Genomic DNA, 12,644 nt, shown 5'->3' on the forward strand with positions numbered 1-12,644 from the left:
CAACCCGGTTGCGGGGCGCTTTTCGCTATAGAGATAAAACCGCAGGAAAAACCTGCCAAAATAAACCTGTCCCTAAATGGCAGGTTTACTGAAGGGTGGCGTCGATGGCCTTGACCAGGGCGCTGCGCATGCCGGCGTCCTCGAGCGCGACGACGCCCTTGATGGTTGCGCCGCCGGGCGAGCACACGGCATCCTTCATCGCCGCAGGATGCTGCCCAGTTGCAAGCTGCAGTTTCGCCGTACCCAGAACCATCTGGCTCACAATGCGATAGGCGTCAGCGCGCGGAATGCCGTGCTTGACGGCCGCGTCGCCCAGGGCCTCAATCGCCATGGCAACAAATGCCGGGGCGCAACCGCCCACGGTACCGCCCACAAACAGCAAGCTCGTATCGAGCTCAACGACAGTGCCAAGCTTTCCGAGCAGGTCGAGGACCACGGCACGCTGCTCGCCGTTGAGCGTAGAGGACTTCTCGCAGGCGATGACGCCCTCGCCCACCGAAACCGGTGTATTGGGGACCGTCGAGATGTGCGCGACACCCGGCAGAACCTGCTCCCACTTGACACTGTCCCAAGTCCAGGCGACCGAAAGGACGACCTTATCGGCAAGAGTATCCTTGAGCGGAGCGAAGACCTTCTCGATCATGTACGGCTTGACCGCAGCAACCACGATATCGGATACAGCGACAACCTCCGCCGCATCACGACAGGCAAGTATCCCACGCGCCTCACAGCGCTCAACCAGGGCATCGTAGCGGCCCGCGCAGGCACACATGTCGCTCGCAGCCACACCGGCGGCAATCCAGCCATCGGCCATAGCGCTCGCCATATTGCCAAAACCGACAAATCCAATCTTCATATCTCATAGTCCTCTCAGACAGATTCTTCAAATCGAGAGCTATTGTCCCACGGCATTGTTTCGTGTTGCCGACCTATTTGTGATACGGCTCACCACGGCTAATCTTGCAGGCGCGGTAGACCTGCTCCAGCAGCACCACGCGCGCCAAGTTATGCGGCAAGGTAATGCGTCCAAAGCTGAGCATTTCGTCAGCTCGTGAGCGAACATCGTCGCTCACGCCGTCCGATCCGCCAATCACAAAGGCGATGTCGCTGTTGCCTCGCAACATAAGATCATCGAGCCGCGCCGAGAGTTCCTCACTCGAGCGCTCTTTGCCCTCAATGGCCAGCAGGATCACATGCGCTCGGGGCGGCAGGGCTGCAAGAATCGCCGCTCCCTCCTTGTCGCGCGCGGCATCCACGCCGCCCGCCTTGGCCGGGTCGATATCGGCCACCTCGCGCATATCCACCTTGGCATAGGCGCCCAGGCGCTTGGTGTACTCGGCGCAGGCATCCTTCCAAAAACGCTCTTTGAGCTTACCGACGCATACAACGGTGCACTTCACGCGCGCCTACTCCTTCGAATCGTTTTGAACTTTGCCGGCGGTCAGCATCTGCTCGAACATAGAGGCCGACTGCGAAAAGTCGCTCGGCAGCACGACCGTCGATGTTTTACCCGTGCGAGCGAACTCCGTCATCATCTCGGACCATTGCGTAAACATGAACAGCTGGTTGGCCTCATCGTTGCCGACGCCCGTCTCCTGGATAATCTCGAGCGAATCCTTGATACCCAGCGCGATGGCCTTGCGCTGGTTGGCGATGCCTTCGCCCGCCTTTTCCATTGCCTCGGCCTCGGCGGTCGCCTCGGTAACGCGCTTGATGCGGTCGGCCTCAGCGAGCTCCTGCGCAGCAGCGCGCTTGCGCTGGGCGGCGTTGATGTCATTCATAGAGTTCTCGACCTCGGTCGGCAGCGCAATCTTGGTGATGAGCGTCGAAACGAGGGTAAAGCCGTAGGCGGCCATCTGCTCGGATACGGTGGCGTTGACGTCCTTGGCAATGTCATCCTTCTTGGCAAAGACCTCATCAAGGGTATAGACAGGGATGGAAGAGCGCAGGGCATCGGTAATGAAGTCGCGCATCTGGTCGACGGGCTCCTGCAGCATGTAGTAGCTCTTGTAGATGCCCGAATCTGCCGGGCCGGCTCCCATGTCATAGCTCACGTGGTACTGAGCAGAGACCTCAAGGCCGATAGTCACGTTGTCCTGGGTCTTAACGTCGATCCCAAAACCGTTTTTCATGGTGCGCAGACTCACCGTGGCGGCCTTGCGGTCGATCACGGGCACCTTCATGTGGAAACCCGCGTTGACGATGCGGTTAAACTTGCCCAGGCGCTCGATGATCACAGCATGCTGCTGTTCAACGACATAGCAGGCGTTGGGAAGCAGTAGCAACAAAATGATGATGGGAAGTAGAAGGCTCGTAAGGGCAGCGATAATACCGGATAACAGCATGGTCTCTCCTCCGATGGGCACACGTTGGCACTAGGATACCCGCACAAAGCAGCCATGTGACACCATCAGGAGGCCCATAACAAAAAAGCTCCCATTGCTGGGAGCTCTTTCAATCAATGGTGCGGGCGAAAGGACGTCCGCGTATCCGCTGCGCGGATCCGCACCGGCTTCGCCCGCCTGCCGGCGGACTCGCCAGCTCGCTAAAAACGCTCCGCGTTTTCTTGACGCTCGCTCCTTCGCAGGTTCAAGTCCCTGCGATGGGCCCATAACAAAAAAGCTCCCATTGCTGGGAGCTCTTTCAATCAATGGTGCGGGCGAAAGGACTTGAACCTTCATGGGGTTGCCCCCATACGGACCTGAACCGTACGCGTCTGCCAATTCCGCCACGCCCGCGTGCAGGAATTAGAATAACGGAGCACCACCGTGAACGCAAGAACTATTTTTGAAAAAGTTTGCAGGCATTGTCCCACGCAGCTTGCGCAATTGCCTCTGCTTTCTCTCCAGTACGATCGACACGGTCGTTGACCAGCGCGTTTGCCGTGATGGAAATCATTGCCGGCTCACACTCAAGACCGCGAATGGGCTCCGGAGCCATATACGGGCAATCCGTCTCGAACAAAATACGGTCGAGCGGGGTCGCCGCGAATGCCTCGCGCACATCATTGTTGCGCTTAAAGGTGGCCGCGCCGCCATAGGCGATATAGCAGCCCAAACCCACAAAGCGCTCCATCGTGGCGCGATCCTCGCCAAAGCAGTGCAGCACGCAACCGGCCTGAGGCACACCCACCTCGCGCAACACGTTGTACGCATCCACATGCGAGGAGCGCTCCTCGTCCGTGTCCTCATGACGCAGATGCAGCTCTACCGGCACATTGCGGCGTACGGCAACCTCGAGTTGGCGCGCCATACAGTCGATCTGCACGCTGTGGGGCGCCGGCGCGATGCCGTCGTCGTAATCCATGTGGTAGTCCAGACCGATCTCGCCGATACCGACGCATAAGGGATCATCAAGCGCAGCAACGACCTGTGCATGAATGTCATCGGTATAGTCCGGCGCGCCATAGGGGTGCACACCGGCGAGATACTTTATCTGCGGAATATCCCGCATCGGCAAAATCTCGCGCACCAGCCAGTCGCTATAGTCCGTCACGCTGCGTTTGTCGGCAATGGGATCAAAGATCGTCACCAACAGGTCGACGCCTGCAGCCTTGGCGCGCACAAGCGTCTCGGGTACTTCCTTGCCCCAAAACGAGAGCAAGTGCGCGTGCGTATCGGCAAGCGGCGCCAAGGGCACGGGGCAAGCAACCGTTTTCTTTTTCTTGGTAAACGTCACGCGCTCGTCATTAGGCATCATGGATTAGCTCCTGAGCCAGACGGACAAAATCGGCAACGCCAAGCGTCTCGGCGCGTGTGGTGGGCGCGATGCCGCAAGCCTCAAAGGCGGCATCGAGCACGTCCTTGGCAAAGCCGTTGGCGCTCATGGAATTGCGGATGGTCTTGCGACGCTGAGCAAACGCAGCGTCAATCACGCGGGCCACAAACTCGCGATCAAGCCCCTCGGGCGCTACGCCGTCGACACGGTCGATGCGCACGACGGCCGAATCCACATGCGGCGCCGGCATAAAGCAGCGCGGCGGCACCTCAAAGCGACCCGTCACCTGCGCATACAGGCCGAGCTTTGCCGTATAGCCGCCGTAGGTCTTGTTGCCCGGCGTTGCGGCAATGCGATCGGCAACCTCCTTTTGAACCATGACGACGGCGCGCTTGAGCGCGGGCATCGTCTGGAAGAACTGCAGAATGATCGTTGCTGCCACGTTATAGGGCAAGTTCGCGACAAATACCGTCGGCTCACCGCCCGCGGCCTGCTCAATCTGCTCCGGACACACCTTGAGCGCGTCGCCCATGATAAAGCGGAAGTTGGCATAGTCGGTGGCATGGGCATCGAGCACCGGCTCGAGCTCGGAATCGGCCTCAATCGACGTGACGCACGCCGCCTCCTGAAGCAGCGCAAGCGTGAGCGTTCCAACGCCCGGACCGACCTCGAGCACGCGCTCATCGCCCGCAAGTTCGGAAAGCTCGCAAATACGCTCGATCACATGGTTGTCGATCAGGAAGTTCTGGCCCAGGCGATGCTTGGTCGCAAGGCCAAACTCCTCCAGCAGCTCCCTTGTTGCCGTGGGGTTTGCCAAAGGCGAAGTTGTCATAGTTGCCTCCTTAGCATGGTGGCGGCGTCTTGAAACAAAAGGGCATGGACCGTTGCGGCCATGCCCTTACACCTAAACAGCAGATTGCCGATATGGCGCGCGGCGTCTTAACCCAGACGCGGGAACAGCGGCTCACCCTTCTCGACGGGCTGACCACCGGCAAGCAGACCCCAAGCGCAAATGCCCTTGAGGTCGTCGCTCGCGGCCTCGTCCTCGCACGACAGGCGGCGCAGGGCCTCGGTAGAAGTCTGGGGCATGAGCGGCATCAGCAGGTGAGCGGCAATGCGGATGGCCTCGAGGAGGTTGTAGATCACAAACGCCAGCTCGTCGGCCTTGGCCTCGTCCTTGGCAAGTGCCCAGGGCTCGGAGTCCTCGATGTAGTGGTTGGCGGCGTGGATGAGCTCCATAACCTCGTCTTTGGCTCCACCGTAATCGAGTACGTCCATCTTGGCCATGTAGCGCTCGGCCAGGCCATCGGCGATCTTTGCCAGCGGGTTATCGAACGCATCGAACGATGCGGGCTTGGCGGGCGCGCAACCGTCAAAGTACTTGCCGCTCATGTTGAGCGAACGCGAGATGAGGTTGCCCCAGCTGTTAGCGAGATCGGCGTTGTAGACCTGCTCCATGCGATCGAAGCTGATAGCGCCGTCGGTGCCGGGGACCACGTCGGTCATAAAGTAGTAGCGATAACCCTCGACGCCCAGCATGTCGATAACATCCTGCGGGGCAATGGCGTTGCCACGGCTCTTGGACATCTTCTCGGCCTTGCCAGTCTCGGCATTGCGCACGGTCAGGAAGCCGTGGGCAAAGACGTGCTCGGGCAGAGCCTCGCCAATGGCCATGAGCATAGCGGGCCAAATGACGCAGTGGAAGCGAATGATGTCCTTGCCCACAATGTGGAACTGCGCAGGCCAGCGATAGGCCAGCTCGGCACGGGCCTCGTCGGTGTCGACACCGTAGCCGACAGCCGTCATGTAGTTGAGCAGCGCGTCGAACCACACATAGGTCACATGGCCCTCATCGAACGGAACCTGGATGCCCCAGTCAAAGCTCGTACGGCTCACGGAAAGGTCGTTGAGGCCGCCCTCGACAAAGCTACGCACCTCGTTCATGCGGAATGCAGGCTCGACGAAATCGGGATGCTCGTCATAGAGCTTGAGCAGCTTGTCCTGGAAAGCGGAAAGCTTGAAGAAGTAGGACTCCTCCTGCACGCGCTCGAGCGGACGGTGACAGTCGGGGCACAGGTGCTGGCCGACGCTGCCGTATTCCTCGTCACCCTTCTGGACCTGCGTGTCGGTAAAGTAAGTCTCGTCGGGCACACAGTACCAACCGTCGTAGCTGCCCTTATACAGGTAGCCAGACTCCTTCATGCGCTCCCACAGATACTGCACCGCATGATGCTGGCGCGGCTCGGTGGTGCGGATAAAGTCGTCGTTGGAGATCTCGAGTTTGCTCCAAAGCTCCTTAAAGTGCGGAGCCTGGCTGTCGGTCCACTCCTGCGGCGTCATGCCATGCTTGGCTGCGGCCTCGGCGACCTTCTCGCCGTGCTCGTCCATGCCGGTCAGGAACTTGACGTTATAGCCGGCGGAGCGGCGATAGCGAGCCTGGACGTCGGCGATGATGGTGGAATAAGCCGTGCCCAGATGCGGATCGGCATTGACGTAGTAGATGGGCGTCGTGATAAAGAACGAAGGCTTGCTTTGATCCATGGGGTTTGTCCTCCAGAAAAACGTTGCATACAGGGGATGATTCTAACGCAAGGGCTGGATATCCTCCATCTATTGCATATTGAGCACCATGGCATAGACATCGCGCTTGCGGCGTGAATACTTCTGAGACAGGCGCTTGGCCACCGCAGAGGCGGGCTCCCCCTCCTCGAGCGCGACACGGATATCCGCGCGCAGGGCCTCATCGGGATCCGCTGCCGCTGCGCCAACCGGCACGATGCCGGCCTCCTCGTCTTCACTCGGTGGCGCAATGACCAGCGCAATCTCGCCCTTTACTTCGCCGCGAGCACGCAGCCCCTCGGCAAGCTGGGCGGCGGGCCCGCGCAAGACCTCCTCGTGCAGCTTGGTGAGTTCGCGGCAGACGGCAACCTCACGCTGGGGAAAGACCTCCGCCACGGCCTCGAGCGTCGCCACGATGCGATGTGGAGACTCGTAGAAGATGAGTGCGCCGGGCACCACGGCAAGGCGCTGCAAACGGCGCACGCGGTCGCCGTGCTTTCGGCCCAAAAAGCCCTCGAAGAAAAAATGCTCGCAGGGAATACCGGACGAAACGAGCGCCGTGACGCAAGCAGAGGGCCCGGGAATAACTTCGACGGGCACATCGGCCTCACGCGCCGCCTCGATCAGCGCTTGGCCGGGATCGGACACGCTCGGCATGCCGGCATCCGAGGCAAAAGCGAGGGTCTCCCCCGCCAGCAGGCGGTCAACCAGGCCGGCGGCGCGGCTGGCGATCACATTCTCGTCACAACGGACAAGCGGCTTGGAAATGCCCAGGTGCATCAGTAGCTTTGAGGTCACGCGCGTGTCCTCGCAGCAGATCGCATCGGCGGCGGCAAACGCCTCGCCAACGCGCGGAGACAGGTCGCCCAGGTTGCCGATGGGTGTTCCGACCACATAGAGTTTGCCCGTACGGGCGCTGTTTTGCGTCATATCAACCTATTCAATCATGCCGCGCTCGAGCGTACCGAGCGCCGCGCGGGCGTCCCATGCTGCGATACGTTTCTCGGTCTTCCACGTTTGGAAGAACCAACCGGCAGCCGGCGCAAACGAAGCCAGCTGATTGGCGATAAACACGCGCTCGTAGGCATTGCGGCCCTCGGGCGTAACCGACGAGTTGGCAAAGATCGCCGCGCCCGACCATTCGCCCACCAGCACGGGGAACCCTGTCGAAATCGCTTCTTTAAGCTCGCGCTTGTTGCGGGAAATCGCCGTCGTCAGCCCGCGGGGGCTCGTGATGTCGAGCGCATGCTCGTCGCGGTAATGGTACAGGTGAAGGTCCATGTAGACGTTCTTGTACTTGGTGCCGCGCATAAAATGCTTCCACTCGCTGGGATGTCCCGACGACGAGAAGACGACGATCTTATCCTCGGGCATATACGAACGGACGAGCTCGTAGGCATCGCGATAGAAATTGCGCAGGTAGTGGGCCGGAATGCCATCCGTCATGGTGAAGAGGCTCTTGCGGACACTCATCTGCGGCGTATCCAGCAGCTCAATGCCCAGAAGGCTTTCGGCTTCGCCGTAGCGATCGGCCAAACGCTCCAGCACGTCGAGCGCAACGTGACGACCGTTGGTGGACGAATGCCACTCGGCAACAGCCTCCGGCGTGGTGGGCGAATCGTTGGAATCGCCCTGGCCACCGGGCACAGTCGCTAGATCGAGCAGCACGCGAATGTCATACTTGGCAGCCCACTCAATTGCACGGTCAATGTAGTCGATAACCGAAATGTAGGACGCATCGGACTCCTGCGAGCCAAAGGCATACCAGGGCACCGGCAAACGCACGGCATTGAGACCAATCTGCGCCATACGGCGAAAATCATCTTCGCTTACGAATGTCTCATAATGGCGACGCATGCGCTCGTTATAGGCAGCAGTGCCCATGGCTTCTTGCAGTTCCGCCGCATTGGACGCACCTGTCGCCGCGTACAGCGACGGGGTCACCCAAGGCTCGGGAATAAACCAGCCAGAGAGATTAACGCCGAGTATCCTCTCCATCACGGCCCCCTTCGAATCGTGCAGGGCGAACCCGCATCGTATTGCATAGGAAAAGTATCGTTTTGAGTATACCCGCGCGCACGGACAGCCGATCGAACGGTCTGCAAAGTGGCGCAAAAGTAGGAGTAATGTCTGGGCGGGCACACCCCAGATGGTACGCCAAGATGTGCACGCGCGCCGAAGGCAGGCGCCGGAAGGCGCATCCCGTTTTTTGCGAAGTATTGGGATGCGTTTTCCGCGGGGCTACATAAAAGAAAAGGACCTCTTTGCAGAGGTCCTAGTCAATTCAAGGTGGCGGGGAAGGGAATCGCGTCCGCGCGCTGCGCGGACGGACCGCTGCGGCGCTTGCGCGCCTTGCGAGCTACGCTGGCAAACGCTATCGCGTTTCCTCAGCTCCGCGCCCTCGCGGGGTTCGATTCCGTGCGGGGGCTACATAAAAGAAAAGGACCCCTTTGCAGAGGTCCTAGTCAATTCAAGGTGGCGGGGAAGGGAATCGAACCCCTGACACGAGGATTTTCAGTCCTCTGCTCTACCAACTGAGCTACCCAGCCATTTGAGGTGTGCCTTGTTTCAAGGCTTGATTAGTATAACCAAGGACGCGCTCCGGTCAACCGAGAATTTGAAAAAAGTTTTTGGACACCACCTCGGTTCTGTAAAGCAGCACGTCAGAGACATCAACCGGCCGCAAGAAGTTTTTCGCTCAGGGCCTTCAAGCCTGCACTCGTTGCAAGACAGTGGGCGATACAAAGATTGAAGGGCGTTCCAGCACCGCCCAAGCACCGGGACAGAAGCACATGCGCCAGGGGCGGACATTTTCGTAGCGTGCAAGGATATTGCCGCTGCAATCAATAAAGGCAATGTCGATGGGATAAGCCATAAAACAGGTGTGAACCGAAGAGCAGGACGGAAACGCCATGACGAGCGGCAGTCCGTCAGCCGTAATCGGCACGCGGCCCAGCATGCCGCGCAAGCGTGCGCCAAACGATTCTGCCACCATAAACTCTGCCGGCGACCAACCGAGCCTATTGAGCGCACGCGCGTAGGCGATATAAGACAAGACGGCGCTCACATGACCACCCCCGGTCGCCACGGATCGACCGTAACCGCGCGCTCGTGCGAAAGCTTCGCCGGCGTCCCCAGAGAAACGCCGGCAATGCTGAGCAATCTAGGCCACGGCTCATAGTACATGACGCAGGCATAGGTCCTAAACGTCCCGGACAGAGAGAGCAAGCCGCCGTCAGACGACGCCGAGCTCTGCTCGCTCGAGACCTCGACCTGCAGATTATAGCCCTGCATAGCCGCCTGAATCTCGGACTGGACACGCACCGAGGCATCGACAGAGCTCTTGTCGCCCTCCCCTTCCGGCGCCACAGCGTGCGCCAGCACGATATCGGGCACCACGCGATCGAAGCGCGCAACGGCGCCGGCAAAGACCATGACGTTGTACACAATGAGCGCAAGCGCCAGCAAAACGGGAGCGACCACTGCCATCTCGACCGTCGCCTGGGCGCGCTCCTCGCGCAGACGCATGCGGATACTCATTACGACCCACCGCCCAGAGCGCCAACCAGCGTGGCGACATCGACGGTGAGCGGGATGGAGCCGCCGCCGGGCAGAGGAATCTCCGCAAGTGTGAACACCGTACCGCTAATGGTGCGTTCGACTTGATATTCCAACGCCTCGCAAAGCGCCTTGGGATCGGTCACGCCCAACGGCATACTTCGCAGATTATCCTGGGCCTTAGAAAGGTTGGCGATATCGGAGCCCGGACTTTTGATAACGTTGGCAGAATCAGTCAGAACGGGCTTTCGTAGGCGCAGATCGCATGGCTCGAGCCCGAGCGCCGCCACGGACGCCGACACAGTGTCACCGAACCATGACGCAATGGAACCCAGTGCTCCGCCGTCACCCCCAAGACCGTCAATCAGCTCACCCATGAGCTCATCTGCCGCGCCTTGGATGTCTCCGTATCCCACAAGCAGGCGTCCCCAAACATCCATGACGCCATCGAGTACGCCGGCAACGCCGCCCGAGCGCTCTTCCAGTGTCGAGAAAAACCGCGAGAGCACGTTGTTTTGCGCCGTCGCGTTGTCGGGAGCCAAGACCGCGGCAGAGATTGCACCGCGACTGCCGAGCGTAACCGGCTTATTGAATGAAGAGTTGAGCTTACCGGGACTGGTCATATCGCCCGAGACCGCAAAGGCGACCACGCCGTTGCGACCGGGCGGGGCGATACGCGGCCGCTCGCCCGAAAGCGCCTTGATGGCCTGGTCAAACGCATTACCCGCGCGATCGGCCTCGTCCTCGGTCTGACGCATGAGCTCGAGCTCTTTGTTGCGACATTCGACGTAATCTTCCAGGGCGTCTTTGAACTTGTCAAAGTGGTATTCGAAGCCGTTTTCGATAGAAGTCGAAGGCGCTGCAACGGCACCGAGCGACGAAACGCCAAAATGGCATCTGTTGCATCTGTCCTGCCCGTCATAATCAGCAACCGAGGCTAACCCGCCTGGCGACCCCTTCTTATAGTTGGGGCAACTCGTTCCGTAATGCAGATACGTCTTGTCATCGATGGTACTAATTGGCCACGCCGCATCGGTATAGAGTTCCGTCGCTCGCACCTCTTCAGAGTTGCGCGGCAACAGCGGGATATGGGAAGTGACTTCATCTCCGTCCTCGGTTACATATGCACGATTGACCTCTGTACTCGCATAGGTGTAAAACGCCTTGCGCGCCGCCGACTCCGCCTTCGTCTCGACGCTTGAGCCCTGAGGTGCCTCGTTTGCAAGGCGCGAGCGGTAATAGGCCTTCGCGCGATCGAGCGCCACTTGCGGCTCCCATGTGACACTCGAGGCATAGTGCGGATTCTCAATATCCGAAAGCTTCGCCAAGCTCCTCGCGCGTTCCCACATGCACGAACAGCTTCCGACTGCGCCTCTGTCCGATCCGCCGCAGTCGGCAAGCCAGGCGCGTTCCTTGGCCTTTGACGTTTTCTCGGACGCTTTCTTCAGTTCCTTGGCAGCATAGTCAAGGTCTTTTGAGGTGCTCTCGATAGCATCGGTCGAGATTTCTGACCCCTCGAGCGCAACAAAATCCGACTCCGATGTCCTGGGCACGGCGAGCGCTGTGCCGGTATAGGTCACGTTATCGGTATCCTGCGCCGAAACAGCCTGCGTAGCTCGCGCGGCAACCAGATATGGCAGAGCCGTTTCGACTTTTTGCAAACCCTCCGACGCACTTTTGGCAAACCTATTGCGCGTTTTAATAATCTCAATCCCGGTATCGACCATATCGCTTGCGGCTATTTTCCCACCCGGCACCAGCATGGCAACCAAGCCGGTGCCGATTGTGGCAAACCCCGCCAAGCCCAAGCTCAAAATGCTCGCATCCACCACCGTGGCCGCTGTATGGTAGGACGATATCACGTTGGCACCCGCCAGAGCACCGCTATCGGCCGCCACCTGGGTATCCCCGGCACGCGACATACTCCATATCGCCGCCGTCGACGAAAACAGCAGCGTAAGCACCACAAGTATGACGACCGCCGAAGAAAGCGTAGTGTAGGCACCGTCCTCGATAAACAAGTCGATACCGGAGCGGCCCATGAAGCCGCCCCGCTTGCGGCGGGCATTCGACCGGCAACGGCACACGAGCCCTCGCATCATTCGCAGCAGGCGACGCCTACTCCCACGCGGCAATCCACGAATCATAGTCTCCCTCCAGCCATCCGGGACGCGATCGATACGAAACGTCGACTTTCAACTCAACATTTCCTTCTCCCCCCACATTGCCCATGGCCTGCGCGAACGCGCCGATCACGGGTAGCGGCTTTACATCACCCGCGATAGATACAGACGAAACGTCCCCTGCGCCCGCCCGGCCAAGCTCGATATCCCACGACAGCGGTCCGCCGGCGTGAAAGATCGAGACATCGGGCACCGCGGCGAGACGGCGGCGGGCAAACTCCTTGAGGTCGTCGTCCTCCGCCGTCGTCGTGGTCATGAGCCGCGCCGTCTCGGCGGCGGCAGACTCCATGACCGCACGCGTATAGAGCAGGCACACCGGCTGCAGCGCAAGCAGGATGAGCGTCAAAAACGTCGGCAGCAAAAAGGCGGCCTCGACCGTGGACTGCGCCCAATCCTCGCGCGCGATATCAATAGAGCGCGATGTCTTTGGCGCCTGCGGCGGCGTCGATAACCGATGTCGAGGCGACGCCATGGGACGCCGCCCGTGCAGCCAACGCCGCCAAGCGTCCGTCGGTGCCGGCGCGCCAAAGCCCCGCAATCGCCAGTACGATGGAAAGCAGCGCCATGGTGACGATGGCGTACTCAACGGTCGATTGGGCAGACTCCTCGCGCAAAACGTCAAGCATT

The 12,644-nt window shown here is 60.1% G+C and carries 13 protein-coding genes and 2 tRNA genes; all 15 read right to left on the reverse strand.

Annotated features, from left to right (window positions below; translation table 11 throughout):
• Positions 1-85: 85 nt before the first annotated feature.
• The 15 genes from proC to FYJ40_RS05865 all read right to left on the reverse strand — a co-directional run bounded on the left by proC (position 86) and on the right by FYJ40_RS05865 (position 12,643).
• On the reverse strand, positions 86-856 hold the full coding sequence (gene proC / locus FYJ40_RS05795; RefSeq protein WP_154517671.1) for a pyrroline-5-carboxylate reductase: 771 nt from the start codon (positions 854-856) through the stop codon (positions 86-88).
• 73 nt (positions 857-929) lie between these two features.
• Entirely contained in the window at positions 930-1,400 is a 471-nt protein-coding gene (gene rlmH / locus FYJ40_RS05800; RefSeq protein ID WP_370450649.1) for a 23S rRNA (pseudouridine(1915)-N(3))-methyltransferase RlmH, read from the reverse strand.
• A gap of 6 nt (positions 1,401-1,406) precedes the next feature.
• Positions 1,407-2,345, reverse strand: coding sequence for an SPFH domain-containing protein (locus tag FYJ40_RS05805; protein WP_117848150.1), 939 nt, complete (start codon positions 2,343-2,345; stop codon positions 1,407-1,409).
• A 306-nt stretch (positions 2,346-2,651) separates the two neighbouring features.
• Positions 2,652-2,738 (reverse strand) — tRNA-Leu (locus tag FYJ40_RS05810).
• Positions 2,739-2,781: 43 nt separating this feature from the next.
• On the reverse strand, positions 2,782-3,699 hold the full coding sequence (locus tag FYJ40_RS05815) for a TatD family hydrolase (protein ID WP_154517669.1): 918 nt from the start codon (positions 3,697-3,699) through the stop codon (positions 2,782-2,784).
• Positions 3,689-4,549 (reverse strand): 16S rRNA (adenine(1518)-N(6)/adenine(1519)-N(6))-dimethyltransferase RsmA, encoded by an 861-nt coding sequence (rsmA, locus tag FYJ40_RS05820; RefSeq protein ID WP_154517667.1) that lies wholly within the window; start codon positions 4,547-4,549, stop codon positions 3,689-3,691. Before rsmA ends, FYJ40_RS05815 begins: the two co-directional genes overlap by 11 nt.
• Before the next feature lie 107 nt (positions 4,550-4,656).
• Entirely contained in the window at positions 4,657-6,258 is a 1,602-nt protein-coding gene (gene metG / locus FYJ40_RS05825) for a methionine--tRNA ligase (RefSeq protein ID WP_154517665.1), read from the reverse strand.
• Between the two features lie 69 nt (positions 6,259-6,327).
• Positions 6,328-7,206 (reverse strand): 16S rRNA (cytidine(1402)-2'-O)-methyltransferase, encoded by an 879-nt coding sequence (gene rsmI, locus FYJ40_RS05830; RefSeq protein WP_154517663.1) that lies wholly within the window; start codon positions 7,204-7,206, stop codon positions 6,328-6,330.
• A 6-nt stretch (positions 7,207-7,212) separates the two neighbouring features.
• Entirely contained in the window at positions 7,213-8,274 is a 1,062-nt protein-coding gene (locus FYJ40_RS05835) for a glycoside hydrolase family 5 protein (RefSeq protein WP_154517661.1), read from the reverse strand.
• 478 nt (positions 8,275-8,752) lie between these two features.
• Positions 8,753-8,825, reverse strand: a tRNA-Phe gene (locus FYJ40_RS05840).
• Between the two features lie 158 nt (positions 8,826-8,983).
• A complete protein-coding gene (locus FYJ40_RS05845; protein ID WP_370450648.1) occupies positions 8,984-9,343 on the reverse strand; it encodes a DUF192 domain-containing protein in 360 nt (119 codons plus the stop codon).
• Positions 9,340-9,816, reverse strand: a complete 477-nt coding sequence (locus FYJ40_RS05850; protein WP_154517658.1) for a hypothetical protein — start codon at positions 9,814-9,816, stop codon at positions 9,340-9,342. The genes FYJ40_RS05845 and FYJ40_RS05850 overlap by 4 nt, the downstream gene beginning before the upstream one ends.
• Positions 9,816-11,876: a hypothetical protein gene (locus tag FYJ40_RS05855; protein ID WP_154517655.1), complete on the reverse strand. Its 2,061-nt coding sequence runs from the start codon at positions 11,874-11,876 to the stop codon at positions 9,816-9,818. The genes FYJ40_RS05850 and FYJ40_RS05855 overlap by 1 nt, the downstream gene beginning before the upstream one ends.
• A gap of 76 nt (positions 11,877-11,952) precedes the next feature.
• Positions 11,953-12,489 carry a TadE/TadG family type IV pilus assembly protein gene (locus FYJ40_RS05860; RefSeq protein ID WP_154517652.1) on the reverse strand — a complete coding sequence of 179 codons (537 nt, stop codon included), beginning with the start codon at positions 12,487-12,489 and terminating at the stop codon, positions 11,953-11,955.
• The gene (locus FYJ40_RS05865; RefSeq protein ID WP_154517649.1) at positions 12,425-12,643 is read right to left on the reverse strand and encodes a hypothetical protein; all 219 of its coding nucleotides are present in this window, start codon (positions 12,641-12,643) and stop codon (positions 12,425-12,427) included. Before FYJ40_RS05865 ends, FYJ40_RS05860 begins: the two co-directional genes overlap by 65 nt.
• Between the last annotated feature and the right edge of the window lies 1 nt (position 12,644).

The organism is Collinsella sp. WCA1-178-WT-3 (M1), assembly GCF_009696325.1.
Taxonomy (GTDB): Bacteria; Actinomycetota; Coriobacteriia; order Coriobacteriales; family Coriobacteriaceae; genus Collinsella.